The organism is Rhizobium pantanalense, assembly GCF_030182525.1.
GTDB lineage: Bacteria > Pseudomonadota > Alphaproteobacteria > Rhizobiales > Rhizobiaceae > Rhizobium.
Genome location: NZ_JAQJCH010000015.1, coordinates 16,215 through 42,023 on the forward strand (window position 1 = coordinate 16,215; position 25,809 = coordinate 42,023).

24 protein-coding genes and 2 pseudogenes are annotated in these 25,809 nt (G+C 59.4%); 13 read left to right on the forward strand and 13 right to left on the reverse strand.

The annotated features are described in order from the left end of the window. Positions 1–80: 80 nt before the first annotated feature. Both PH558_RS29480 and PH558_RS29485 read left to right on the forward strand, forming a co-directional pair. Entirely contained in the window at positions 81–977 is an 897-nt protein-coding gene (locus PH558_RS29480) for a LysR substrate-binding domain-containing protein (protein ID WP_095437544.1), read from the forward strand. 715 nt (positions 978–1,692) lie between these two features. Then, the gene (locus tag PH558_RS29485) at positions 1,693–2,475 is read left to right on the forward strand and encodes a DMT family transporter (RefSeq protein ID WP_285208001.1); all 783 of its coding nucleotides are present in this window, start codon (positions 1,693–1,695) and stop codon (positions 2,473–2,475) included. A 25-nt stretch (positions 2,476–2,500) separates the two neighbouring features. Here PH558_RS29485 and PH558_RS29490 read toward each other — a convergent pair whose 3' ends face one another. From PH558_RS29490 to PH558_RS29500, 3 genes are all read right to left on the reverse strand, one after another. Continuing rightward, complete coding sequence (locus tag PH558_RS29490) at positions 2,501–2,749, reverse strand: hypothetical protein (RefSeq protein ID WP_146214413.1); 249 nt, start codon at positions 2,747–2,749, stop codon at positions 2,501–2,503. A 475-nt stretch (positions 2,750–3,224) separates the two neighbouring features. Continuing rightward, positions 3,225–5,291: a recombinase family protein gene (locus PH558_RS29495; protein WP_285208002.1), complete on the reverse strand. Its 2,067-nt coding sequence runs from the start codon at positions 5,289–5,291 to the stop codon at positions 3,225–3,227. Continuing rightward, positions 5,284–5,454 carry a hypothetical protein gene (locus tag PH558_RS29500; RefSeq protein WP_285208003.1) on the reverse strand — a complete coding sequence of 57 codons (171 nt, stop codon included), beginning with the start codon at positions 5,452–5,454 and terminating at the stop codon, positions 5,284–5,286. Before PH558_RS29500 ends, PH558_RS29495 begins: the two co-directional genes overlap by 8 nt. A gap of 268 nt (positions 5,455–5,722) precedes the next feature. Here PH558_RS29500 and PH558_RS29505 point away from each other — a divergent pair, with 268 nt between their 5' ends. The 7 genes and pseudogenes from PH558_RS29505 to PH558_RS29535 all read left to right on the forward strand — a co-directional run bounded on the left by PH558_RS29505 (position 5,723) and on the right by PH558_RS29535 (position 10,723). Then, a complete protein-coding gene (locus tag PH558_RS29505) occupies positions 5,723–5,971 on the forward strand; it encodes a hypothetical protein (RefSeq protein WP_285208004.1) in 249 nt (82 codons plus the stop codon). Beyond that, positions 5,935–6,138 (forward strand): annotated as a pseudogene (locus tag PH558_RS29510) (FAD-binding oxidoreductase); the annotation flags it as partial. The gene PH558_RS29505 and the pseudogene PH558_RS29510, both read left to right, overlap by 37 nt. 9 nt (positions 6,139–6,147) lie before the next feature. Then, positions 6,148–7,368 carry an alpha-hydroxy acid oxidase gene (locus PH558_RS29515; protein WP_285208005.1) on the forward strand — a complete coding sequence of 407 codons (1,221 nt, stop codon included), beginning with the start codon at positions 6,148–6,150 and terminating at the stop codon, positions 7,366–7,368. Between the two features lie 38 nt (positions 7,369–7,406). Beyond that, positions 7,407–8,387 (forward strand): ABC transporter substrate-binding protein, encoded by a 981-nt coding sequence (locus tag PH558_RS29520; protein WP_285208006.1) that lies wholly within the window; start codon positions 7,407–7,409, stop codon positions 8,385–8,387. Then, complete coding sequence (locus PH558_RS29525) at positions 8,384–9,316, forward strand: ABC transporter permease (RefSeq protein WP_285208007.1); 933 nt, start codon at positions 8,384–8,386, stop codon at positions 9,314–9,316. The genes PH558_RS29520 and PH558_RS29525 overlap by 4 nt, the downstream gene beginning before the upstream one ends. Continuing rightward, entirely contained in the window at positions 9,316–10,113 is a 798-nt protein-coding gene (locus PH558_RS29530; RefSeq protein WP_285208087.1) for an ABC transporter ATP-binding protein, read from the forward strand. Before PH558_RS29525 ends, PH558_RS29530 begins: the two co-directional genes overlap by 1 nt. 121 nt (positions 10,114–10,234) lie before the next feature. Continuing rightward, complete coding sequence (locus tag PH558_RS29535; RefSeq protein WP_233789794.1) at positions 10,235–10,723, forward strand: MarR family winged helix-turn-helix transcriptional regulator; 489 nt, start codon at positions 10,235–10,237, stop codon at positions 10,721–10,723. Positions 10,724–11,085: 362 nt separating this feature from the next. Here the strand turns inward: PH558_RS29535 and PH558_RS29540 are convergent, their stop codons facing one another. The 7 genes and pseudogenes from PH558_RS29540 to PH558_RS29570 all read right to left on the reverse strand — a co-directional run bounded on the left by PH558_RS29540 (position 11,086) and on the right by PH558_RS29570 (position 18,404). Next, a complete protein-coding gene (locus tag PH558_RS29540; RefSeq protein WP_113407081.1) occupies positions 11,086–11,502 on the reverse strand; it encodes a DUF3830 family protein in 417 nt (138 codons plus the stop codon). Between the two features lie 85 nt (positions 11,503–11,587). After that, on the reverse strand, positions 11,588–12,316 hold the full coding sequence (locus PH558_RS29545; protein ID WP_095437534.1) for an amino acid ABC transporter ATP-binding protein: 729 nt from the start codon (positions 12,314–12,316) through the stop codon (positions 11,588–11,590). Continuing rightward, positions 12,313–15,234 carry an FAD-dependent oxidoreductase gene (locus tag PH558_RS29550; RefSeq protein WP_285208008.1) on the reverse strand — a complete coding sequence of 974 codons (2,922 nt, stop codon included), beginning with the start codon at positions 15,232–15,234 and terminating at the stop codon, positions 12,313–12,315. Before PH558_RS29550 ends, PH558_RS29545 begins: the two co-directional genes overlap by 4 nt. 2 nt (positions 15,235–15,236) lie before the next feature. After that, positions 15,237–16,127 carry a 4-hydroxy-tetrahydrodipicolinate synthase gene (gene dapA, locus PH558_RS29555; RefSeq protein ID WP_285208009.1) on the reverse strand — a complete coding sequence of 297 codons (891 nt, stop codon included), beginning with the start codon at positions 16,125–16,127 and terminating at the stop codon, positions 15,237–15,239. A 16-nt stretch (positions 16,128–16,143) separates the two neighbouring features. Then, complete coding sequence (locus PH558_RS29560) at positions 16,144–16,836, reverse strand: amino acid ABC transporter permease (RefSeq protein ID WP_113407264.1); 693 nt, start codon at positions 16,834–16,836, stop codon at positions 16,144–16,146. 43 nt (positions 16,837–16,879) lie between these two features. After that, positions 16,880–17,650, reverse strand: a pseudogene (locus PH558_RS29565) (ABC transporter substrate-binding protein); the annotation flags it as partial. A gap of 106 nt (positions 17,651–17,756) precedes the next feature. Further along, positions 17,757–18,404: a GntR family transcriptional regulator gene (locus PH558_RS29570; RefSeq protein WP_285208010.1), complete on the reverse strand. Its 648-nt coding sequence runs from the start codon at positions 18,402–18,404 to the stop codon at positions 17,757–17,759. A gap of 128 nt (positions 18,405–18,532) precedes the next feature. On the opposite strand from PH558_RS29570, the gene PH558_RS29575 reads away from it, so the two are divergent. Further along, positions 18,533–19,183: a GntR family transcriptional regulator gene (locus PH558_RS29575; protein ID WP_113407265.1), complete on the forward strand. Its 651-nt coding sequence runs from the start codon at positions 18,533–18,535 to the stop codon at positions 19,181–19,183. Positions 19,184–19,339: 156 nt separating this feature from the next. Here PH558_RS29575 and PH558_RS29580 read toward each other — a convergent pair whose 3' ends face one another. Next, entirely contained in the window at positions 19,340–20,239 is a 900-nt protein-coding gene (locus PH558_RS29580; RefSeq protein ID WP_095437717.1) for an AraC family transcriptional regulator, read from the reverse strand. 174 nt (positions 20,240–20,413) lie between these two features. Between PH558_RS29580 and PH558_RS29585 the strand changes: the two genes are divergently transcribed. The 3 genes from PH558_RS29585 (at position 20,414) to PH558_RS29595 (ending at position 23,561) form a co-directional block, all read left to right on the forward strand. Then, a complete protein-coding gene (locus PH558_RS29585; protein WP_285208011.1) occupies positions 20,414–21,373 on the forward strand; it encodes an aldo/keto reductase in 960 nt (319 codons plus the stop codon). 303 nt (positions 21,374–21,676) lie between these two features. Beyond that, complete coding sequence (locus PH558_RS29590; RefSeq protein ID WP_285208012.1) at positions 21,677–21,982, forward strand: hypothetical protein; 306 nt, start codon at positions 21,677–21,679, stop codon at positions 21,980–21,982. A 544-nt stretch (positions 21,983–22,526) separates the two neighbouring features. Then, positions 22,527–23,561, forward strand: a complete 1,035-nt coding sequence (locus tag PH558_RS29595; RefSeq protein ID WP_285208013.1) for a LacI family DNA-binding transcriptional regulator — start codon at positions 22,527–22,529, stop codon at positions 23,559–23,561. Positions 23,562–23,580: 19 nt separating this feature from the next. On the opposite strand, the gene PH558_RS29600 is transcribed toward PH558_RS29595, so the two are convergent. Both PH558_RS29600 and PH558_RS29605 read right to left on the reverse strand, forming a co-directional pair. Then, the gene (locus PH558_RS29600) at positions 23,581–24,531 is read right to left on the reverse strand and encodes an alpha/beta hydrolase (RefSeq protein ID WP_113407089.1); all 951 of its coding nucleotides are present in this window, start codon (positions 24,529–24,531) and stop codon (positions 23,581–23,583) included. Positions 24,532–24,555: 24 nt separating this feature from the next. After that, on the reverse strand, positions 24,556–25,704 hold the full coding sequence (locus PH558_RS29605; protein ID WP_113407090.1) for a Gfo/Idh/MocA family protein: 1,149 nt from the start codon (positions 25,702–25,704) through the stop codon (positions 24,556–24,558). Positions 25,705–25,809: the final 105 nt, after the last annotated feature.

The following is a 25,809-nucleotide window of genomic DNA, read 5'->3' on the forward strand; positions in this document are numbered from 1 at the left end:
GTTGAAATGAACATGCCAGCAGAACGATGCTGCAAATAGCCAGCAAATTTGATACTCATCGTTCCAAATGGAGAACGATCATGAGATCTGATTTGAATGATCTGGTCTATTTTGCCGAGGTCGTCGCCCACGGCGGGTTCGCAGCCGCAGGGCGCGCTTTGCGCGAGCCGAAGTCGAAGCTCAGCCGGCGGGTGGCTGGACTTGAGGAACGGCTCGGCGTGCGCCTGATCGAACGGTCGAGCCGCCGCTTCCGGGTAACCGATGTAGGTCAATCCTTCTACGAGCGCTGCAAGGCAATGCTGGCGGAAGCCGAGCGTGCAGAGGCGCTCGTTGCAGAGGCAAAATCAGAGCCGCATGGTCTGATCCGAATGAGTTGCCCGACAGGGTTGGTCGAACCGATCTCCCCCCTCCTAATGCAGTTCCTGGCGCAGCATCCAAAAGTGCGGCTGCAACTCGTCGCGATCGACCGTCCGGTCAATCTCATCGACGAGCGGATCGACGTCGCATTGCGGGTCCGAACGTCGCTGGATGGTGATGCCTCACTAACGATGCGCTCGCTCGGCAACTCGATCCGCATCCTGGTCGCAAGCCCCCAAATTGCCGGCCGCATCGCAGACATAGAAGCTTTGGCGCGCGAACCTACCCTCTCGACCACGGATGATCAGGGCGAAGTGAACTGGTTTCTCGAGACGGACGATGGCCGAACCCATACGCTCAGGCATGAGCCGAGAATGGGCTGTGCAGACTTTACGGCCGTGAGGGCAGCAGCACTTGCGGGTCTGGGTGTCGCTCTTCTCCCCGATCACACATGCAGACAGGCGCTGGAAGAAGGAAAGCTCGTACGAGTCCTTCCCGCTTGGCATGGCCTGAAGGGCCTTGTCCATCTCGTATTCACGACGCGCCGTGGTCTTCCTCCGGCCGTTCGCAGGTTTATCGACTGCCTGGCCGCAGGCTTCCCCAGGGATGCGCTTGTCTGATGATCTACTCGAGTAGTGGGCCATAGGTCTCTCGAAAGCAGCACTGCGAGCGCCTCCGGAGCGTGCGGGATAGCGACGTATGCCATATCCGGTCAATGCAAAGATCCGCCGACCGCCAATCCGGACATAGACTGGCACTTGCGCCGAGCCGGATACGAACCCGTTCTCCAAAGCCTGAGATCGGGCGGTTTGCCAATCTATCGCTCACCAAGTGAAGAGAGGACGGGAAGAGCCATAGGAACCGGGTGCCGACCCGCTTGGAGCCAGCTGATTATCTCGTTCAACTCTCTCTGCCCATCGCCGACGTTCCGCCGCTTTGTCTTTGTCGCGATCTGTCGATCTGCTCGCGGTTACCGGCCTGGATTGGCCGCCGGTTCCGCCGACCGTCGAGCAGGAGGCAAAGAAAACCGCGGGAACAATAATCAGAATGCCTAAGGCAACCGTCTTCGTGAACGCTTTATCGATCAGCTGCATGGACATCCCTAACGCTCTCTTTGACCATCTTCGATAAGGAGAGATGTTATTCGATTTCGCATCGCGGGGAAACAAAAGGCTATTCGGATTTCCGTGTGATCGACAGTGATTTGTGCCCGAACCCGCATTGCGCTCGCCGCCCTATTGTCCCCGCCTGTCACAAGCTATATTGCAGCCTCGGGCCGAAAGTGAAAATTACTGAATCTCACCTTCGAAGCCCGAGATTTCCGATAATTGCCATTTGCCATCGTGGACGCAGGAGCCGCATAAGCGCCGCCAGTGCGAGTTAAATAATAATTGCATTTTGCAAGTAAATAACCGACATTATACTTATGCCTGTGCCCCCACGCTGAGGCGAGTCGATTGCCTGAAATATCATTTAGCCACAAAGGATGCGAGGATGACCGCAGTCCTCTTTCTCGCGACCGTGCTTTTCTGGGGTTCGGGCGCGATTGTGACATCTCTTCAGGCAAGCGCTTCCGCTCCCGAGCTGTCGGTAGCGATCCGCATGTTTCTTGTAGGATTGGGCATGCTCGGATTTTCGGTCGCCACTGGTAAACCGATCACGATAGCCCGCAACGATCGTCTTTGGGTGATGATGCAAGGCATATTGTTTTTCGGGCTTGCATTTATCGCCTTTTATAAGGCGACGAAGGGTATCCCGAGCGGGATTGCCGCCCTGGTGCTATCGAGTTCCTCGCTGTTTGCCGCCATCGCCAGCCGCTTACTGCTGAATCTCCGGATAAGCCGCCGCGCGACGATTGGCATAGTTTGTGGTCTCCTGGGCCTTGCCATCGTCGCCGCCCCACAGATCTTCGCATTGCATCTCGACCCGCAAACTGTGACGGGCTTCATCTGGGCAGGCATTGCGGCGATGGCGACAGGTGCGGGGACGGCGATTGCTGCGCGAACCAGCGGCGCGGCCTGCCGATCCGGATGCTCATGGGTTGGGGTGCATTGTGCGGATGCGGCTTCGGAGTCGTCTGGGCGATCGTTGTCGGCACGTCTCTCACGATACCCGTAACCGTCGACTATCTGGCGCAGCTCGCCTACCTGGCAATTGTTGCCTCCTGCGTCACGTTTCTCGTGTATTCACGCTCATCGAGAAGGTCGGCCCCGCACGGGCGGCCTATGCGCTGACCGTTGTTCCGATTGTCGCCATAACGATCTCGGTCATCTTCGAAGGCCTGCACATCGATACCCGCCTTGCCTTCGGCGGCGCGACGATCCTTCTTGGCAAGATCCTGGTGCTCAATGCCTGAGGCGGAACAATCAAGCACGGATTCTGCAATCGGCATTCTATCATGTTCGCCTGCCATCCCGGCGATTGAAGCACTTCCGGCAAGACTTAATAATTCTGACAATTCGTGCAGAGCCGATCAAAGAACATCCCCCAGATCGGCTATTGGCTCTGCTCAAATTGCCTCCAATCAGCTCGATTGCACAAACGTTGCGCATGTCTAAATTACTTGCAAATAGCAATTGATTTCCTATCAAATCTGTGTTGTAGTTTTAATCATAAGAGGTAAATCGCACCGCGATTGCCCGCATAACTAGAATCTAGGGAGATTTCCGAACCGCAACAATTTTGGAAGGCATATGTTCATGTATATGTCCTCGACACCGATTAAAGCTGACATCGTCTTCTCCGGGCCTCGCTTGGCGACCTGCCGCGATGCACTTCATCTCTTTCCCGATGCTTGGCTTGACGATGTCGCCGCCATGCGCAACTTCCTACAGCCCACGATGTCTGATTCATTATACGCCTCCTTCTCAAGTATTTGGAAACATTGGGATTTGATTTTGCGTTTCGAGGTGACACGGGCCGCCGTTACGCCCCATCGCACGAACGACGGCGTCAGAGTTAAGATCGGCGGCGAGGATTTGGTAAGGAGCGCCGGGCACGACCTGCTCTGCCGGAAGGATTTTAGCCTCGATCAAGCGCCGGATCCGATGGCTTGTGACCCCGCAGTGTTGAGCGGCCTCACGCAGAGTGAGCCACGTGCCGTCCTTTTCCGCCGAACGATAGGCGTGGATGTCGCGTACGCGCCTTATGGAACTCACGCGCTTGGCGGTCCAAGTCTTGCCTTGTGCCGTCGGCATCCGCATTCTGTTCAGCGTTGCGGCGATGTCCTCGTCCGACCATCGAGTAGCCATGCTGGTAATCACGGCGATAGCGTCATCGGACGTGCGGCATTCATGTTCTCCGGAACTGGGTTTGTGCAGTCGAACCTGCGAGTGCTGACCGCCCTTCCAATGGATAGTCAGAACAATCTCATGGGCAACGTCATCAATATTGGCCGTGATCTCGTTGACCATGGAGCGAAGCAACTGCTGGCGGGTGCGCATCGTCACTTGCGGACTTGCCCAAGCCGCTTGCAGATCGTCGGCGAGACCGGCAAAATCTGGAACGGTCTTGTCGGCGTTGGTGGCCTTTGTGGCGCTCAGCCGGGCTTCGCACTCTTGAACGCGGCGTAGGGTCGCCTCCCAGTTCTTCTCAAGCGTCGCGGCGATCAGACGATTATCTGGATCGCAGGCTGCATAACGGCGCTCGGCTAAGGAGGCATCATACCGGGCTTGCTGAAGCTCCAGCTCGATCATCCGCTGTTGCTCTGCCTGACCTTCCATGTACATCCTCTCCGCCTTAAGCGCCGCTTCGACCGCCATGGGCTCGACGGCACGGATGAGCTCCGAAGCGATTGCTCTATCGGTACGTTGCCCCGCAAAACTCATACAGCGCGTCGAGTTGTGGACATCTGCACCGAAGCATTGGTAGATGGGGTAAGGATAGCGCCCCCTATACCCAACCTTCAAGCGGCGTCCGCATCGACCGCAAGCCATTAATCCAATCAGTAAGGATCGCCCACCTCTACCGGACTTCGGGCCGCCCCGACGGCCGAAATCGTTGAGGGAAAGCTGCTTCTGGTTGCGCTCGTACTCGGGCCAATCGATGTAACCCTCGTGGTGGCCTTTTAGAAGAATCTCGCAATCACTCAGCGCGCGAGGATGTTTATAGGTTTTGTGGGCGCGACCGCCGATAATCTCAGTCCGTTTCTCAGTCTTGCCGTAGGCATAGGCTCCCGCATAAAATGGGTTCTTCAAAACTGAAATGACGTTACGATAGCGGATCGGCGTCCAATCAAACGACACTGATCGCTTGCCGTCGGATGGGCGGGGGAAGTGAACTCGCTCCGCGCTGAGGGCGCGGTAGACCTGGCGACCACTTCCCAGTTGGCGAAAGCGCTCGAATATCTGATGAACGGCTTCTTGAACCCGAAGGTCAGGGTCAAAACCGAGGCCAACTTCCCGGTGCCAGATATAGCCGATTGGCACCGGAATACGCAGTTCACCGCGCCGGGCCTTGGATCGGGCCGCATCGAGCATCCTTGATCGCAAGATACCAAGCTCAAACTCGCTGATGCTGCCCTTCATTCCCAAAAGCAGCCTATCGTTCGGGCGGCAAGGATTGTACACGCCTTCAAGGTCGATGACCCTTGCCTCAACCAGCCCGCAGAGCTCAAGTAAATGGTGCCAGTCACGTCCATTGCGAGCCAAACGCGACGCATCCAGGCAGAGAACGGCGCCCACATTGCCGGCACATAGTCCAGCGACGAGCTTATCAAATCCTGGGCGAGCGACCGTTCCGCTTGCGGAACGGCCAAGGTCATCATCGATAACTTCAACGTCTCGGAATCCGCGCCGGCGGGCCTCATCGACCAGCTCATACTGCCGCCGCTGGCTCTCAAGGTTGTGCTGGACCTGGGCTTGAGACGATTGGCGAACATAAACCACGGCCTTGCGCTTCAATATCGAAGGCGGCAAAATATCGACGTCAGTCATTGCCGTTCTCCACCGTTATCGCGCCGGCGGCTTCCATGAGAAGCCGCGCCAACCTTAGAGTGACTGCGCTTCGTTCGGTGGCCTTGATCCCCTTCAGCTCGGGCGGGTCCAGTAGAATGCAGAGCTGGCGGGGCATTAAGATCAGGTCGAATGACTTCCTCATGACGGTCCTCCTGGACGACGGTGTTGTCGTCTGAGAAGCTTCGCCTGAGTCTGTGCCTCTCAAGCAATAGACATAGATCTGCAAGGCCCTCAATGTTTACGTGGGGCTCCCCGATCTGCATTGCCGCGCAAATTATCGGATCGAAAATCCAAGCCGGAAAGCAAAGTGCCACCCCAGGCTCCACCTCACCGACGATCGTCTCCATTCCTCGCCGCGTCTCATCGTAAAACCGCCGCACACGGTGCCCGTAAAGCGCATGCCAGCGATAATGGACTACGAGATCTTGCTCGATATGGGCAGAATGTCCACCCGACCATCGACGGCCGTCGCGTCTCGGAAATCGGCGCTGACAACGGTCATTTCAGCCGAGCGACTGCCGAAGATGTCGGCTCTGCCGGCTTCATTGGTCACGACCGATCCGTCCACCGAACAACTTGAGGATCTCGAAGTCGAGAGTGGCGGCCGGATCAGGGTCTCCGGTCAGGCGGCGGAACGTCGACCGGCGAGCATGGGATAGGCCACAGCAAAATAGCTGCGCTTGTCGCGGAGCATGGTCCGGCCATCCGGGTCATGGCCGCAATCAAACGCGCCATTGATCCTCACAACATCATGAATCCATGCAAGGTTTCAATCTCGCCGAGGCGCCGCTCTTCAATGAGCGGGATCCATAAACCAGGGAGGTAGTGAGAATTTATGTCCAATCCGCATGGTCCGGCATCGATCGCCGACTTCAGAACCGCCGCGCGGCGCGCATTGCCGAAAATGGTGTTTGACTTCTTCGATGGCGGCGCCGGATCGGAGCTGACGCTGCGCGAAAACCGGGCAGCGTTGGATCGGATTCGTCTCGTCGGCTCCGCACCCGTCGATGTCGGCCACCGCTCGGCGGCCATCTCGCTCTTCGGCGAGCCGCTCTCAATGCCGGTCATCATCGGACCGACCGGGCTGGCGGGTGCTGCATGGCCTGCGGGCGACCAGGCGTTGGCCCGGGCTGCCGCACGAGCGGGAATTCCCTTTGTCATGAGCTCAGCGGCCAGCGCGACCATGAAAGCGGTGGCAGCCGCCGGCGAAGGCAGGAAGTGGTTTCAGCTCTACCTGTTCCGAGACCGCGAAGTGAGCCTCAGGCTGCTGAAACAGGCCGAAGCACTGAGCTTCGAAGCAATCGAGATAACGGTCGACAACGCCATTCCGGGCAGACGGTTGCGCGATGCCCGGAATGGCTTTTCGCTGCCGTTCCGCTGGACACCCAGGAAACTCCTGACTCTTGCGGCTCATCCCGGGTGGGCCTTGCGGATGGCCAAGGCCGGCGCTCCGCGTCTGGAAGTCATGGAAGCCGAGTTCGATCTCAAATCCGCGGGAACGATTGCCGAGGTGATGGAACAGCAGCTCGACCCGACCGTGTCCTGGGACGACATCGCTTTTATACGGGATCGCTGGAAGGGACCGCTGATCCTTAAGGGATTGCTCAATCCGAGGCAGGGCAGCCGGGCAGCCGAGCTTGGGCTTGACGGTATCGTGGTCAGCAATCACGGCGGCCGGCAGCTCGATGGAGCCGTCGCGAGTATCGACATCCTGCCGGAATTCGTCAGCGCTGTCGGAGGCAGGCTCGCAATCCTGATCGACAGCGGCTTTCGCAGCGGCACCGACGTTGCCAAGGCGCTGGCGCTTGGAGCAACGGCCGTGCAGATCGGACGTGCGACGCTCTATGCTTTGGCGAGTGGCGGCGAGGATGCCGCGTTCAGAGCCCTTGCCATCATCGCCGCCGAACTCGACGTCGCTCAGGCAATGATGGGTGCGCCCACCATTGCCGACCTGCAGCCTTCGAGGCTTCGACTTCCTCCAATGCTGATGCGACCCGGGCAGGTTTCCGCCGGCGAACCCGTGTCTCCGCGCCCACAGTCACCATTTGCCGCCTGACCCGTCATTGCCAAAACCCTTACGAGGAGATTGCTCCGGTGAAACGCAAAACCGCTTTCGTACACGCACTGGCCCTCTCGGCCCTGCTCCTGTCTTTCTCCGCCACGGTCACCACTGCGGCGAACAAGACGGTGGCGCTGACCTATATCGTCGAGCATCCGGCCATCGATGCGGCCCGCAAAGGGATCGTCGATGCACTGGCCGATGCCGGCTTCGTCGACGGCAAGACCGTCACGCTCGACATTGCAAGCGCTCAAGGAAGCATGCCGACGCAGACGCAGATCGCCAAGACATTTGCCGGCAAATCGCCCGACGTGATCGTCGCTATCTCCACACCGTCGGCCCAGGCCTGCCAGGCCGCAGCCAAAGGAGCAATCCCAATCGTGTTCTCGGCCGTGACGGATCCTGTTGCCGCGAAATTGGTCAAAAGCTTTGCTCAGCCGGACGGCACGCTCACCGGAACCAGTGACAAGCAGCCTCTGAACCTGACCTTCGAACTGATCCATAAACTGACGCCGACGGCAACGAAGATCGGCGTCCTCTATAATGCCGGCGAGGCCAATTCCGTTGCGCAAGTGGCTGAGATGAAGACCGAGGCGGCGAAGATCGGTATGAGTATCGTCGAGGCGTCGGCGGCACAATCGGCCGCGGTGCCGGACGCTGCCCGCAGCCTCGTCGGCAAGGCCGATGTAATCCTCCTGCCGACCGACAGCACGGTGGTTTCGGCCGTGGAAAGCGTGGTGAAGGTCGGCGTCGACGCGAAGATCCCGGTCTACGCCAGCGACACCAATTCGGTCGAACGAGGTGCGATGGCTGCACTCGGATTCAATTATTACAAGCTGGGACGGCTGACGGGCGAGATTGCCGCCAAGGTCCTGAACGGTGCAAAGCCGGGCGACATCCCGGTCGGAACGCTGGACAGCGAGGATCTCTACCTCAATCTCGCCTCGGCTAAGAAGATGGGCGTCACTCTCTCCGAGGCGATGACACAGAGCGCAGCGAAGGTGATCGACCAATGAGCCTAATTGCCCTTTCCGGCGCTTGCGAAGCAGGCTTGCTGTTTGCCCTCGTAGCCCTTGGCGTCTATCTCTCGTTCCGGCTGCTCGATTTTCCGGATCTAACTGTCGACGGCAGTTTCCCACTCGGCGCGTCGGTAGCTGCGTCGACGATCATGGCCGGCGTGCCACCCATTGTCGCAACGGTCCTCGGATTTGCCGCGGGCGCGTCTGCAGGCTTCGTCACGGCGTTCCTGTCGGTCCGGCTGAAGATCATGAACCTTCTCGCAGGGATCCTGACCATGGTCGCATTGTTCTCGATAAATCTGCGCGTCATGGGTAAGCCGAATGTTTCGCTTTATGGGACCGATACCATCTTTTCCTGGATCGACGGAATCGCAGCGCTTGGGGTCTGGGCCAATACGGTATTGCTCCTCTGTATCGTATTGGCCGCAAAGATGTTCGTAGACTGGTTCCTTGCCACGCAAATGGGTCTGGCCTTGCGTGTGACCGGCGCCAGCCCGAGGATGGCCGAGGCACAGGCCGTCGACAACGGCCGCATGGTCATGCTCGGCATGGCCCTCGCCAACGGCCTCGTCGGGCTTGCCGGGGCGCTTTATGCCGAAAGCCAGGGCGTTGCCGATGTCTCGATGGGTCTCGGCACGATCGTCACCGGTCTTGCCGCAGTCATTATCGGCGAGACGGTCGTCGGTGCAGGATCGGTCGCACGAGCCACGCTCGGCTGTATCCTCGGTGCATTGATCTACCGCCTGGTCATTGCCCTGGCGCTCGACGGCGGCATGATCGGAATCCAGGCACAGGATCTCAATCTGGTAACCGCATTGGTGGTCACCGTCGCCGTGATGATTTCGAAAACGCGGCTGAAAAAGCTGCCCTCCATAAGGCGTACCCGGCTGCCTGAGCCATCGAAAGCAGAAGGAGCTGCTTCATGATGCTGAATCTCGACACGATATCGGTCACGTTCAACCCGGGGACAGCTCTCGAGGTGGCCGCACTGCGCGGCGTATCGCTGGCCATCCCCAAGGGGCAGTTCGTAACGGTGATCGGCAGCAACGGTGCCGGAAAATCGACGCTCCTTTCGGCCATTGCCGGCGCTATTTCGCCCGATCGGGGCCGGATCGTCATCGACGGCGTCGACGTTACGCGCTTGCCGACCCAGGCACGGGCGCGATTCATCGGCCGCGTCTTCCAGGACCCTCGGGTCGGAACCTGCGAGGCTCTTACGGTTGAGGAAAATCTCGCGCTCGCTTCCGCGCGCGCCGGACGGCGCGGACTGTCCCTTGCTCTTGGGGGACGGGTTGGGCGCGCCCGGTTTGAAGAACAGCTTGCCAGCCTTGGTCTCGGACTTGAAACGAAGCTTAAGGCGGGGATTGGCACGCTTTCAGGCGGCCAGCGGCAGGCGGTAAGCCTGTTGATGGCGACATTGCTGCCCATGAAACTACTTCTTCTCGACGAACATACGGCAGCGCTCGATCCCAAGGCGGCGTCCCGCATCCTGGCACTTTCGGCTGAAATCAGCGAACGTCAGCGCCTCACCACACTGATGGTCACGCACAGCATGCGCCATGCTCTCGATTATGGCGAGCGCACCATCATGATGAGCGGTGGACGCATCGTGCTTGACGTCGCAGGGGATGAACGGGTTGGCTACGATGTGCCGGACCTGATTGCCCTGTTTGGAGCGGTAAGCGGCGGCGAAATTGCCGAAGACAGGCTGTTGCTCGCTTGATTTCCGCCGCGATCATCCGCGGCTTGTTTTCGGAACATGGCTGGAATATATCTGCAATATGCAATTAAAAAACGACAAAACCGATAATAAGGCGACGGAGGAATGCGAGGATGGGACGGCGGTGAAGCCAGCCTTTCGGCTCGATCGCTGGGTACCCTACCGCATGTTTCTGGTGGCGAGCAGCACTGCCGAGTTGCTCGCGTCCTACTACGGGCCACGATATGGCCTGTCCCAGGCGTCATGGCGAATTCTCGCCATCGCCGGCAGCCGCCCGGGGCTTTCGAGCAAGGAAATCTGCCATGCCGGAGCACTTGATCAATTCGCCGTAAGCCGCGGTATTGCGCAATTGGTCTCGCTAGGCTTTGCCCGGCGCAATGCCGGTGCCGGCGACCGCCGATTTTCGGCGATCGAACTCACACCCGAAGGCTACAAGGTACTCGAGGAGATCGTGTCCATCGGTCAGGCAATGGAAGCACGTATCCTCGAAAGCCTGTCGGTTCGTGAGCGCGAGGCGCTACATGCCATGCTTGATCGCATCGAAGATGCATGCGCCGGAGCTGTCGCTCGTGGCTGGCAGGCGATGGTAGCCGACATCAAATCTGGGATCTAACCCCGAATATGGTTCATCCCGATAAAAGCTTCCCGAATACTCTCGGATTGCTGCTTACCTTGCTGATCGTCCGGGTCGCGCCGCACAAGGACACCCGAAGTGGGTATCTGCATCGAACAGAATTAGGTCGAAGGCGCCTTCAGCTTAATTCGTCAGTCGATTGACGGGGGTTATGAAGAACTTGTCAAACGACATCAGGAGCCGGGTTGGCCGGAGGCCTTACTCCAAACTGTAGGAAATCCGCGTGGGCAGGATGTTAGCCGCCTGCCCACGCAGATCTGCATGAATTGCAGCCTCGACATATGATCGCAGATCAGTGCTTCGAAGCCAATTTGGTCACAACGATAGCCGCCTGCCTCAAGTTATGCATAGGCCGCTTCGAATCTGATGTCCTGCGCTCCTTCCCACAGGACCAACTGCCCCAGCGCAGGCAGCTGGTCCAGATTGGAGGTGAGCGTAATGAAGTGGTTTCCAGCGAGCTGTCCCATCTTTGACGAGAAATCGACGCCGCCATAGGCAAGCAGGATTTCCGTTTCACTGATGCCGCCCGGATAAAGGATGATGTGGCCGGGAGCGGGGTGACTGGTATGATTTTCGTAAGGGACACCAAAATCCCGCTCTCCGAGCGGAATCCATACACCCTCACCCGACCAGCGCACATGGACGATCTTGCCTTCGAAGGGCATCTCTTTCAGAAACGCCTCGCAGGTCTTTGGTGCCTTCGCCGTTTCCAGCACCGCATCGAATTCGAAAGGGCCGGCGGTAATTCTCAGCTTCATTCCACTCTCTCTTTGTCGTTATCCAAAATTTCGATTTATCCAGTTGCATGATACTTGTGCGTTGCTCGTAGCAGCCGAGCGTCCATCAATGCCGCAGAATCTTGCCGAGAAAGGCTTCCGTCCTCGGATTGTGACTGCCGGTGAAGAACTCTTCGCTGGGCCGATCTTCGATGATCTCGCCCTGATCGATGAAGATCACGCGTGTAGCTACGCGGCGAGCAAAGCCCATCTCATGCGTCACCACCATCATGGTCATTCCGTCTCTTGCGAGGCCGGTCATGACATCAAGCACTTCCGACACCATTTCCGGATCGAGCGCTGATGTCGGCTCGTCGAACAGCATGGCGAGAGGGTCCATGGCGAGTGCGCGCGCAATGGCCACGCGCTGCTGCTGGCCGCCTGAAAGCTGGCTCGGGAATTTTCTCGCTTGGTCGGCCAAACCGACGCGATCGAGTAGTTGCATGGCCTTGGCTTCCGCCATGACGGGACTGCGCCCAAGCACGATCTTCTGCGCCAGCATGATGTTATCCAGGATGGTGAGATGAGCAAAGAGCTCGAAATTCTGAAAGACCATACCGACGCGCGTGCGCAAGTTCGGCAGATCCGTTTTCGGATCGCCTACCTCGATCCCGTGGACACGGATTGAACCTTCCTGGAAGGGTTCGAGACCATTGACGCACTTGATCAAGGTCGACTTGCCTGAGCCAGATGGTCCACAGACCACCACGATCTCGCCCCGAACCACCTGAACAGTACAGTTCTTCAGAACCGGATAGGTGCCGTAGAATTTAGAGACGCCATTGATCTCGATCATGAGCGGCCTTTCGCGAAGCGAGTTATGGAAAAGGCTTGCAGCGCCCGCCCAGTCTCCCGACCCAGGATGAGCTGCGCGGTGAGTTGGCCGACAAGCGGACCGAGCGTATAGCCGTTGGATGTTACGACATTGAAGAAGCCGGCCTGCTGGGGATGCTCGCCGAGGATTGGCGCGCCATCTATATTGATGTTCATGGCGGCCCAGCTACGAATGATATGCAGCTTACGCAATGCCGGAACCACATGCTGGGCCACCCAGAGATTGCCCTCGAGGCTCGACAGCAGCGGCCGGGGGTGCTGATGTACCGGATCAAGACCAGCCGTCCAGCCGCCGCCGATGATGAAATTGCCGTTGGCGGCCTGCTTCAATGTCAGATGGCGATCGGCATGAGCGACAAGACAGGAAATCAAAGGGGCGGCAGCCTCGGTGACGACCATCTGCAGCGGCGCGCCGAATACGGGAATATCGAGCCCGAGCATGGTGCCGATGCGTGAAGAAAAGGCACCGGCCGCATTGACGATGCGTTTCGCCCTGATCATGCCGCGCGATGTCCGCACCTCGAAACCGGACGCAACGGCGGCGATGGCGACAACCTCGCATTTCTCGATGATGCGGGCTCCCTTTGCGCGCGCGGCCTCGAGGATATGTTGGGTCGCAACGAGCGGATTGATCTTGCCTTCCTGCGGGCAATAGGCCGCGCCAAGGAAGGCCGGCGCTAACCCCGGCTCCACAGCGCGCAATTCCTCGCGACCGATCAGCCGGCAGTCAATGCCAGCGCGCTGCTCGACGGCGACCTTTTCGGCAAGAAAACGCATGTGCGCCTCGGTCTCGGCAACCATCAGGCCACCGGTTACCTTCATCTCGAAATCGCGACCAAGCTCCTGCTGCAAGGCGTCCCAGAGTGCGATGGAATCGCGCTGCAGAGGCAGCGTTTGCGCCGCTGGCCCACCGCCGCCTTCGGCGCGTACGCCATGGTCGAAGGATAGAAGCTGCGCATGCAGGCTGCCGGCATTGCCTCCTGAGGCAAGCGAATTGGCAAAGGCGCGTTCGACAACCGCAACCTCCTCGCCTTCGCCTGCAAGAAAAAGCGCGGTCGACAGACCGGCGATCCCCGCCCCGATCACCAAGGTCGACGTTTGCGAGAACGGCAGAGGCTCGGCCGACTGCAATGGCTGCTTCGCGGGCAGCATGGCGCGCTTGTGTCCTCCCCATTCGGGTTTTTCAACGGCAAGGGCGGCCAGAGGAATGGGGCGCAGTGGCATTTGCGGCGCCAGAAACCCTTGGGTTTCCCGAGTGCTGTGCCTCTCATCTGCGATCTTAGCGAGCACATGACCACAGTAGCGGTTTTGGCAGCGCCCCATGCCAGCACGCGAAAGTCGCTTCAACGTCGCGATATCCGCTGCGCCTTTTGCAATGATCGCCTTTAGGGTACCGGCCGTAACGCCTTCACAGCGACAGATGATCGTCTCGTCGGCAAGCGCCTCGCCTCGATCAACGGTTGCCGGCTTGAAAGCCTTCCAGAGACTGGCCTGGAAGGCGCGATGGCGGGCAAGCCTGCGTTCGGCTCCACGATCAGATGTGCCGCCAAGATCCAGTTTGCGCGCGACCGCAAGTCCGGCCAGCCGGCCTTGCGCCCTGGCGATATGAGCGCCGCCGAAACGCGCGGCTTCGCCAATGACATGAATATGAGAAAGCGTGGTCTCGCCATCATCACCACTCGTAACCACCAGCTCGCCGCCGGCAACCTCGTGACCGCAGCCGAGAAGACGGGAAAGCTCATTCGAGGAAGCAAAGCCGCCGCCGATAAGGACGGTATCGGCATCCAGCTTCCTGTCACCCGTTGGGCCGGATATTGTGACGGCCTCGACGTGCGTGGAACCATGGATTGACGTGATCTTGCTTTGCCAATGGAGCGAGATGCCGGCCGCCTGCAAAGCCGCAAGCTGACGTGCGCCGTAGACGGCAAGGCCACCACCGAGCTTCAATAAACTCAAGGCCTCGAAAGGCTTCGACCATGGCGACGCTGCAGCTTCGACCAATGCCATCACCGTGCCGCCCGCCCTGCGGATCTCATTGGCAACCTGGATATTGAGGGGACCGTTGCCGGCGATGAGGATCCTGCCGCGAGGCACTGTGCCGTAGCTTCTAAGGAGTGTTTGCGCTGCCCCTGTGGTCATGACGCCTGCATGCGTCCAGCCCGGCACCGGGTACGGCCGCTCGTAGGCACCGGTTGCGATCACGATCATGCGAGGCTTGCAATAGAATGCGCCCGAGGGGTTGTAGCAGGCAATGATGGCGCCGCCTTCGCCGTTTTCAGCACCCCAGACGACCGTTTCGCCGATCAGGGTCACTCCGGCCTCTCCGGCAGTTCGGATCAGATCCAGTCCTTCACGGGCCTGTGCATCATGTTTCAGCTGGGCCACAGCAGACGACGTCGCAGGCTGCTTATAGTATTGGCCGCCGGCAATCCTGCGTTCATCGACGACCGTAACCTTCGCACCGGCGCTTGCAGCCGCTTCTGCAGCGACAAGGCCGGCTGGCCCGGCGCCGATGACCAGCAAATCCATCTCGATAGTTGCGATCGACTCGGGGACGGCACAGACATCGGCAATTTCCCCGGACGCGATAGCCGGCCGCGAAGATGGCGTGTGGACGTTCATGCCGGCCGTAACGGCTGTCATGCAGGCGCGCTGACTGACCTTGCCGTCGACGGTCACGAGACAATCATGACAAGCGCCCATGCCGCAAAAAAGCCCACGCGCCTCACCTTTCAATCCGCGCGAGAAACCGTGCTGCCCACTTGCCTCGATCGCCGCGGCAATCGTCATGCCACGCTCGGCATGAAGAGAACGTCCATCGACAACGAATTCGATGGTGGACTCCGTTGCGGATCGAGGAGCGGGTGACACGGGCGGCATCCTCAGGCGTGGAATTTCAGGCCGAAATCCTGAACCAGTTTTTTCATGGCTGCATCCTGTTCGGCAGGTAAAGGCAGACGCGGCGGACGCGGTGCACCGGCGCCAAACCCCATGTGCCGCAACAACGACTTCGAACCGGCGACATAGGCCTGCCCCCCGACGGCCTGAATGATCGGCAGCCAATGCAGATAGAGTGCGCGGGCCTCGTCGATCTTCTTTTCGTCGGCCACAAGCTCGAAAATGCGCGCCATCGGTCCTGGAGCAATATTGGAGGCGACCGCCACCCAACCCTGCGCACCCATGACGAAGGATTCGAAGCCAAGAATGCCGCCAAAGACCGTCATATTGTCGCCCGCAAGCCGGATGATGTCACGCACGCGCGTCACCTCCAGCGTCGACTCCTTGATGTAGTCGCAGCCGTCGATTTCAGCGATGCGCGCGACGAGCTCCGGCTTCAAGTCGACATTGGCCGTTGCGGGATTGTTGTAGATCATGATCGGAATGGAGATCGCTGACGCGATGGTGCGATAATGATGCACCAGTTCGTCGTCGGTCGGGGTCGAATAGAAAGGCGGAATAGTCATGACGCCATCGGCGCCCATCGCTTCCGCCTTGCGGCTAAGACGAACGCATTCGCGCGTGTCCTCCGCACCGGCACCAATCAGGACCGGCACACGGCCGGCCACGGTTTCGATGACCGTCCTTGCGACGCCATCGCGCTCTTCCTCGCTGAGCGAGAGAAACTCCCCTGTCGATCCCAAGGGTATCAGCCCGTGGATGCCCTGGCGGACCTGCCAGTCGGTGAAGGCGGCGAGAGCCTTCAGATCTACCGCGCCATGCTCATCCAGCGGCGTGATCATCACGGTGTAGACACCGCGAAATTTCTTGGTCATGTCGATTATCCTGGTTTTAGCGCTTTTCCGTCATCGACAGTCGGGAATCTGCCTGACCGAAGCGTTTCTCGATATGGCGCTGGAAAAAATCCCAGAGCGTGGTCAAAAGGAGGTAGTAGATGGCCGCAACCGAAAAGAGCTCCAGCACCATGAAGCGTTCCTGGATGAGGACCTGGGTGCGGCGCAACAGTTCTTCCATCGAGATGACCGAGGTCACCGAGGTCGTTTTGAGAAGGCCGTTGACCGAATTTCCGAGCGGCGGAATGATCACCTTGAATGCCTGCGGCATGACGATATGGCGCATGATCTGCCGCTCGGTCATGCCGAGCGCCCTGGCGGCTCTCGCCTGTCCTTCAGGTACGGCTTCGATGCCCGCACGAATAATCTCCGCGAGGTAGGCCGCCTCATTGAGCGCAAGCCCGATCAGCGCTGCCTCGACGACCGAAAAGCGGATGCCGAACTGCGGCAATGCCGTATAGATGGCGATCAGTTGGACCAGCAAGGGCGTGCCGCGAAACAGCCAGATATAGGCTTTGGCAACCAGCTGAACCAAGCGTGCCCGCGAACGCCGCATCAATGCCAGGGCAAACCCCAGGATCAAGCCGGCGCTCAGCGAGACGACCGTCAGCCATATGGTGGTGAAGACACCCCCGAGAATGAAGGGGTTGAAGAGGTATCCAAAGAAACCCGACCAGCTCCAGAGCTGCATGAGCGTAACCTTCCGTTCGAAGCGGGCGGCCCACCCCGGCGCCACTCTTCAGCGAACCATCGGCCTTCATCTCCTTCAGCGTCGCAGAAACGGCATCGGCAAGCTTGGAGCTTTTGAAGGCAAGAGCGACAGGGGCAGGATAGAGGCCGCTCAGGGCGCGCTTGAAGTCGCCGCGCGCATCGTAGTCCTTGGCAACGGCGTCGATCGAGACCACACCTTGAACCTGGCCGGCGCGAAGCGCCTGATAAGCGAGGGCGAAATTGTCGAAGGTCTGGATCGTCAGGCCCAGCTTGCCCGCATCGCGCAGCTCCTTGTCGAGCAGCCGCGTCTTGGTTTCCTCGAAACCGCCGATTTCGACGCCGATTGTCATGCCGGCCAGATCGTCCTTGCCGATGATCTTCTTGTCGTAACCCGGCGCGACGGACACGCTGATCGCCTGATCCTCGTAGGGGATCATCTGCATGATCTTGGCGCGTTCCTCTGTGAAGAAGATGCCGGTGTCGATCATATCCCATCGCCCGGATTGCAGGCCCGGCACCATGGCCGAGAACTCGATGCGAATATATTCGGCCTCAAGGCAAAGGCGTTTGGCAATCTCGGTGCCAAGTTCGATGCGCATGCCCTTCAAGTCGCCGCTGGAATCGACGAATTGCAGGGGTGGCAGCGTCGGGTTCGTCGACATGACGAGCTTGCCGGGGTTAATCAGATCACCTGCCGCGACCTTCGGCGTGCAGGACTGGGCAAGAGCGGCTGATGCCGTCAGGGATAGAAGCGAAACGGCGAGCAGGCCGCGTGACATTGAAAATCGAAACATGCTGACCTCTGGAGTTATTTTTGTTATGCCCAGACACTTGCATTCATCTGGGATCCCAGTTTTATACAACACTTTCCTATCGATGCAAGAGATGACTCGATTGCCGTCAGAAATTTGTGAGAACGCCTTGACGAACCGCCTCGAGATGACGCGTCATCGCCTGACGTGCGGCCTCAGGATCGCTATCCGCCAAGGCGGCAAGGATGCCGCGATGTTCGGCAACGCCGGGTTTTGCCCGGACGACGGACATCTGCCGTTCAAAGATCGTGGTATAGCGGCGCATTTCCCCGATCGTGGCGGCCATGAAACCATTGCCGCTCGCATCGGCGATCGACAAGTGCAAGGCGTCGTCGAATTGCCAGACAAATTCCGGATCCGGTTCGGCATCGACCTCGATCGCATCGAGCATGGCTTGCAGCGAATGCAGTGTCGCCGCCGGCATGCGCCCCACCGCTGCAGCCGCCGCACTCGGTTCCAGCAGCATCCGCATCGCAAGACTGTCGAGATAGTCCTTCAGGGAGATGACACGGACACACAACACGCCCTTGTCGTTCCGAACAAGCAGCCCCTCGCCTTCAAGACGACCTAGAGCATGGCGCATCGGAGACCGGGATACCTCATATCGGGTCGCCAGCCGCCTTTGCTGCACCACCGATCCACCCGCAAGCCGAGCCGAGAGAATTTCCGCCAGAAGCAGCCGATAGGTTTCCTCAGCAAGGCTTTCCTCGGCCGCATCGTCCATCCGGTCGTCCATGAGTCCCCTTTTTGCTTCTTCATGAGTTCGGCTATCATATGTAACACCAATTGCGCCAAGGAAAGCCGGCCGTTGCCAAAGATGCCGGCGAGGCGGAGATCGAGGAAAAGGTGAGCGACATTTTAGCCATGCAGGATGCCACTTCGACCAGCGGACAGCACAATCTCGCCTCGCTCGCATATAAGGCGGTGTCGGACATGATCCGTCATCGCCGGCTGAAAGGTGGCCAGGTCATCGTCGAAGCCAAGCTTGCCGAAGCCCTGGGCATCTCTCGTACCCCCTTGCGCGAAGCCCTGCAGCGACTGGAAGGCGAAGGCTCGGTCCGCAAGGGTGACGGCCGCAACTACGTCGTTCGCCGGGTCGATATCGGCGAATATCTGCAAAGCCTGCGATTGAGACTTTTAATCGAACCCGAAGCGGCCGTGCTAGCGATCCCCAACATCCCGCGGCGACAGCTGATTGCGGTCAGGCGTGAAATCAACGACCTACTCGACGCGACGGCCTACCACACCGATGCCCATTGGGTATCGGATGATAATCTGCACAACCTCATCATCGATTATTGCGCCAATGCCGTCATGGCGAAGGTGCTGCGCGAGCTGCGGGCCACGACACGCCTGTTCGAAATCGATCGGTTGAAAGACCGGCTAAAGCCGGACTCGACGGAACATCTGTTTATCATTGATGCGCTCGAACGCGGCGATCTCCAGCAGACACGTCTTGCGGTCGCTGGCCACGTTGAAAGCTTGATAAGCTTCGCCCGAGAGCAACTGGAATAACGGCTTTAAGAGCACCGGCCCTGCTTCGCGGAATACCCCTTCAGTGTACAAGACATCGTCTCCGACGGCGTCGACCTCTCGACTCCGTCATTCCCCAGCCGCGTCTTCGACGCGGGCGATATTTGGGCTGACCGTCAATACCCCCGAAAGCTGAATTCAAGCTACCCCTACCAAGCGCGGCGAAGCGCGCAAGCGAGCTATGTCGCGTGCCGGCGGTTCTCCAAAGTGGCGCCGATATTCGCGAGTGAACTGTGACGGGCTTTCGTAACCCACGCGGAAGGCGGCCGTCGTGACGTCGATGTCCTGGACCAGCATCAGGCTGCGCGCGTCCTGGAGCCTTAGCTGCTTCTGGAATTGCAGCGGCGTCATCGCCGTCACGGCGCGAAAATGCTCGTGCAGGCTCGACGGACTCATGCCGACTTCCGCAGCAAGCCGCTCGATGCTGAACCGTTCCCGGAAGTTCAGCCCGATCCACGCGATGGCGCGGCCAACCTGCGCCACCCGCCCCTGACCGGAGGTGATCTGGCGCATCCTGGCACCATCCGGGCCGGCGAGCAGCCGATAGAGAATTTCCTGCTCGATCAATGGCCCGAGTACGGGCAATGCTGCCGGTTCATCGAGCAGAAGCAGCAGGCGCAGCACCGCATCGAGCAGACTGGCGTCGGCGTCGGACACCGTCTTGCCTGTGGGCCGAGCGGGCGCTCCCGGCGGTGGCGACACATGCAATGCCAGCTGTCCCAGCATGACTGGATCGAAATCGAGGAACAGGCAGAGATAGGGCCTGTCGGGTGTCGCCTCGACCACTTGGCCTGTCGCCGGCAGATCGTAAGTCACGATCCCATAGCGGCCCGGCGCATATCTGAATACGCGGTCACCCAGAGTGATTTCCTTTTGCCCCTGTGCGACAAAGCATAATTGCGGCCGATATACGTTCGGCATCGGCATCGTTACCGTGGAGGATCGAGCAAGCGTCACCCGTTCGATGGGGGTGGCGTGGAAGCCATCCTTCGGGGCGTGCCGGGCAATTACTGCAGAGATTTTGGTCAGTATTTCCATGAACCTGACCATCGCATGCGAGCAGGAGGGCAGCAAGGCGAAACCGCGCGGCTTCTGGAGGATTGGGCAGTAATCCCGGCGCATAAGGCTAACGGTTCGGCGTCGCCATCCAGCATAGTGTCCGCAGCGCCTGGGTCACAGCGAACCTGGCTGCAGAACAAGGATGGAGCAAACATGACGATGGATTATCTCAAAGTCCCCACGGTCGCACTGGGGACCTGGGCGTGGGGCGACAGCGGCGAGACTGGCGACGGTTACTTCGGCAGCCGTCTTACTCAGGCTGGCCTCGAAGAGCTAGCGGAAAAGGCGCATGCGGGCGGATTCACCCTGTGGGACACCGCCATGGTATACGGCATGGGCCGTTCAGAAACTCTACTTGGGGAGATACTCAAACGCTACGCCCGCAGCGGCTATCAGCTCTCCACAAAGTTCACGCCGCAGGCGGCAGGGACCAGTAACGATCCCGTGGCGGACATGCTGGAGCAGAGCCTGGCGCGCCTCGGCACCGACTACATCGATCTCTACTGGATTCACAACCCGGCCGATGTGGCGCGTTGGACTCCGCACCTGATACCGTTGCTGAAGAGCGGGAAGGTCAAACATGTCGGTGTCTCGAATCACAACCTAAGCGAAATCGAGCTCGCCAACCGGATCCTCGGAGAAGCCGGATTCCGGGTTGAAGCCATCCAGAACCACTATAGCCTCCTTTACCGCAGCTCTGAACAAGCTGGCATTCTGGACTACTGCCGCAATCAAGGTATCCCGTTCTTCGCCTATATGGTGCTTGAACAAGGCGCCCTGACCGGCAAGTACAGTCCGGAGAACCCGCTGCCAAAAGGAAGCAGCCGGGCGGCTGCTTACAATGGTATGCTGCCTCAGCTAAAGGCGCTGACGGACATGCTCGCCTCGATCGGCCAGAAGCAGGATGCGGCCGCTCCCGATGTCGCGATAGCGTGGGCGATCGCCAAGGGCGCAACCCCGATCATCGGCGTCACCAAACCCGATCACGTCGATAGTCTGGTCCGAGCCAGCAGCATCAGCCTCACCAGCGACGACATTGCAGAGCTGGAAGCGCTCGCTGACGTTGCGGACGTGAACACCCGCGGCTGGTGGGAAAAAGGGATGCAAGCCTGAAGCTCCGCTGTCTCAAAACCTCGGAGCCGCTGCGACCAGTACCACAGGCGATCATCTCGTTCTGCGGGACGATCGCCTGCCTCCACCCCTTTATTCAAGTGCTCCGGAATGTGTTAGCGTATTTCGCAAGTTCCGGAGTGCTGGATACTCGCAGAACCCCGACTGTAGCGCTGTACATGCTTCATTTTGCAAGATATTCGGCCGCAAACATCTGAGACGACGGAGGGTTGCGCAAAGTTTGAGTTGACCGTTTTCGATGGCGAGGCGACACTTGCAACCCGAAGCAAGGCAGGAGGAAAAGTGATGGATGAGCCAGACCGCTGGCGGCACATGGCAAGCGCTCCGAAAGACGGCAGTCGGATCCTAGTCACGATCCGCTCGTCAGAACAGGGGCCGGCAGAAGTCGACCTCGCATATTGGTCGAATGGCGATCAGTTCGGCACAGAGGGTTGGCGCGCCTCCGATTCCTCGCCCGGGCACATCATAGAATATGCCGAGCCGGAACTAAAATGCTGGATGCCGATGCCCTCGGCCAATCTCAATCGCACCTCAATGCCCTCACCTTGGGAAGGCGACAACGCCGAGCAACTAGACGGGTCGGGGATTTGAAAGCTAGCGCCGGCTTGTCGCGCGGATTCGATAACAGATTTGCATCAGCAGAAACGCGCGGCATCCATCAAGGAGACGCCGATAGCAAAACGGCGAGCCCCAGGCCCGGTTCGCGGCGATCGTAAAGAGCAACCAGAAATTACCATTTGCACGAGGATATGCATATCAAGGTCACCGCGCCGTTCATGCGCCTCCGGCTTTACCCATTCCCGCTTCACACTCTCTAATATCAAGATGCTGACTATGCGGCTGTGGTTCGAATGTCGTCGTAACCACTCATCGGCGCACCTCGTCGCCATTCGCATGGGCGTTGACGAAGGATCCAGGCAGTGGATTTCGTGTGATGCGCTCCATTCCCGATCGGACCACCCATGCAGCAGCTTGAATTTAACGCGTTAAATAATAAATTTTCGCGCGCTACCTTTTATTGCAACGCAAAGCGCAAAAGAACTTGCCAGGACTTTACGGCTATGATTGCGCTACTTTCCACGTATGCGCATAAGGCATTCGTAGCGACGGCAGCTGGAACAATGGTCGACTTTAGATGGAAAAATTGACGCATAAGACGATGGAGGACTTCGCGAAGTCCTGCGGTGTCTCCCGCCCCACCCTTTCCAAATATTTTGACGACCCGACCAGTGTAAAACCGGCGACCCGCGCGCTGATCGAAGCCGCACTTCGTTCATCGGATTATCAGCCCAATCTGTATGCACGGAACCTCAATCGCAAGAGAACACGCAATATCGGCATCCTGGTTCCCGCCCTCACCGATCCCTTCTACGCAGAAATGGTCAATCGCCTGGAACTGCGCCTGCGCAACGAGGGTTATTGGCCGATCGTGTTCTCGTCGCACGGCTTGCCCGAACTGGAAGGCGAGGCGGTCAACACGATGCTGTCCTTGAAGGTGGCCGGGGCGCTTGTCGCACCATTGGGGAAGAAATCCGATCCGCGCACCTTTGAAAAACTCGCGCAGAACCTGCCCATCGTCTATTTCGACACTTACATCGAAGGCAATACGCCCTTCATTGGCAACGACAATTACCAGAGCGTCGCAACGATCGTGGAATATCTTTGCCGATCCGGAGAGGCGCCGGCCTATCTCGACATTCCGCATGTCAATCACAACTCACCCGAAAGGCTGGCGAGCTATATCGCCACCATGGAAGCCGCAGGCTGCGAGCCGTTGGTCATCAGCACCAGTGTTGCCTACACCTGGGAGTTCGAACGCATCGGATACGAGCAGATGGATGGCCTGCTCCGCGCAAAGTCTCTTCCACGTAAAACCATCCTTTGCGCGAATGATCGCCTCGCCTTCGGCGTGATGGCAGCCGCCTTCGCGCACGGGCTGAAAATCGGGCGCAAAAAGGGCGACAATCTGCGCATCGCGGCCCATGACGACCATCCCTTGAGCCGCTATACCTGCCCGCCGCTGACGACGATGGCTCAGGACTTCGCCGCGATGACGGCAAGCAGCGTCAGCACGCTTCTGATGCTGCTTGGCGATACGGACGTGCCCACCCGGTCGATCGCGCGCAAGGTCAGCCTGGATGGAACGCTGGTCATGCGGCAGTCTGCCTGACGCGACACCTGCTCTTCATCTAAATCAAGACAGCTTCGAAGCCGCGCCACGCCGCGACGGCCTCCTCCACTGCCCGCCGAGCCTCCGCTACATATCTCCCCATCGACACGAAACCGTGGATCTGCCCCGGCCAATGGCGATGTACCGTGCGCACCCCTTCTTCCCGCAGTCGCCCGGCATAGGCGATGCCTTCATCGACCAGAATATCGTGTCCGGCGGTGGCGACGAAGGCCGGGGCCACTCCGGCCAAGGTCTCGGCTTGTAGCGGAGAAACCCTCCAGTCTGCTATATCGGCTGCAGTGCGAACGTAGTGATCGCGAAACCATCTCATTGTCGAGGCCGTCAAGCCGAAGCCTTCAGCATAGCGGCGATAGCTGTCGGCCGTCTGGGCGGCGTCCGTATTGGGATAGATGAGCAGCTGCGCCGCAAGCGGCGGGGCATCGCCATTGCGTGACATCAATGCCAGCACGGCAGCAAGATTGCCGCCGGCACTGTCGCCGGCGACGGCGATCCGTCCGGGATCGATGCCGAGGTCTGCCGCCGATTTCACCACGAATGCCAAAGTCGCAGCGCAATCGGTCACTCCGGCGGGAAATTTATGTTCTGGCGCCAGCCGATAGTCGGGGCAGATGACAGTGCATTTGGCAGTATTGGCGAACCATCGGCAGATTTCGTCGTGCGATTCGAGATTGCCGATCACCCAGCCGCCGCCATGCAAATAGATGAGGCCCGGACCATGCTTCAGAGGCGCACCGATGCCGCGATAGATGCGCAAGGTGATCGGACCGTTCGGGCCGGCAATCCCGAGATCCTCCACCGAAGCGACGGCCTCTCTTGCGCCCTGGAGCGTCGGACAATTCGCATCATAGTCAATACGCGCCTGCTGAGGTGTGCCGGTTTCGAATGGCCGACCGCTCGACCGACTGGTGAGAGCAAGAACGCGCAGCGCGCTTTCAGCCAGCTTTTCCATTGGATTACCCCCTCTCTGCAGCGATCAAGCGAGAAGGCTGTGTGCTTCGCCTTCGTCAAGGTGCGGTGAGGGAGTGAACTGCGCGCCGATGCTGACCGACTGCCGACTTTCCCCGGACTGAAGAATGGCCTCCATGATCTCAAGGACGTGAAGGGCCAGCTCTCCCGACGCGCGGGGCGACCTGCCCTCCTCAAGCCCTCGCGCAAGGTCGGCGACACCGAGCATTCGGTAATTCGCCCGATCCGGTGCATCGAATGGCCAGTTCTTCGCGCCGTAAAGCTCGCCGTCGCTTTCGAAATCGCGCCAATCGGCGCCCCGCTCGGACAGCGACACCGTTCCGCCGAACGTGTCCGGATCGGGCAAACGGAGCGAACCTTCGGTGCCATGAAGCTCGATTGGATGATTGGAGTGGCGAAACACGTCCCAAGAGGCACCGAAATTCACGGTCGCGCCGGATTGGAATTCCAGAAGCGACAGGATGTTTGTAGGAGTGCCGACCTTGAAGCGCGTATTCTTGAACGGACCGTCGGCGGTGATCAGACGTTCTTCCTGGCCCTTCGTCGCCATTGCCATGACCCGCACGACAGGCCCCAGCAGGTTCACCATCATCGTCAGATAATAGGGGCCCATGTCGAAAACCGGGCCGCCGCCCGGTTGATAATAGAATTGCGGATTGGGGTGCCAGTGCTCCATGCCACGCCCCATCATGAAGGCAGTGCCGCTGACCGGCCGACCGATCGCGCCCTCATCCATCAGGCGCCGCGCCCGACGACCGGCCGCGCCCAGAAACGTATCGGGCGCCGACCCCAGCTGCAACCCGCGCCGCTTGGCCTCCGCCACGAGAATCCGTCCATCGGCTGCCGACGTTGCAAGCGGCTTTTCCGTGAAGACATGCTTGCCAGCGGATAGGGCCAACATCGTGACGTCGAAATGGACGGCGGGAACAGTGAGGTTCAGCACGAGATCGACTTCGGGATCGGCCAGCAATTGGTCGACGCTGAGCGCGCGAATGCCATACTCCCGGGCACGCAGTGCGGCGACATCGGCGGATATATCGGCGCAAGCCCGCAATTCGACACCGGCAAACAGCGCTGCATTGCGCAGATACGTCATCGAGATGTTACCGCAGCCGATGACGCCAATGCCAAGCTTAGCTTTTGAATTACCAGCCATATTACCCAATCCTCCCCGATCTACCGCATCTGTTCGCCGCGCTTCGGCGCATCCGAACGATGACTCCCGGGTTGATTTAAAGCATCTTATTTCTTGACGCGCGAC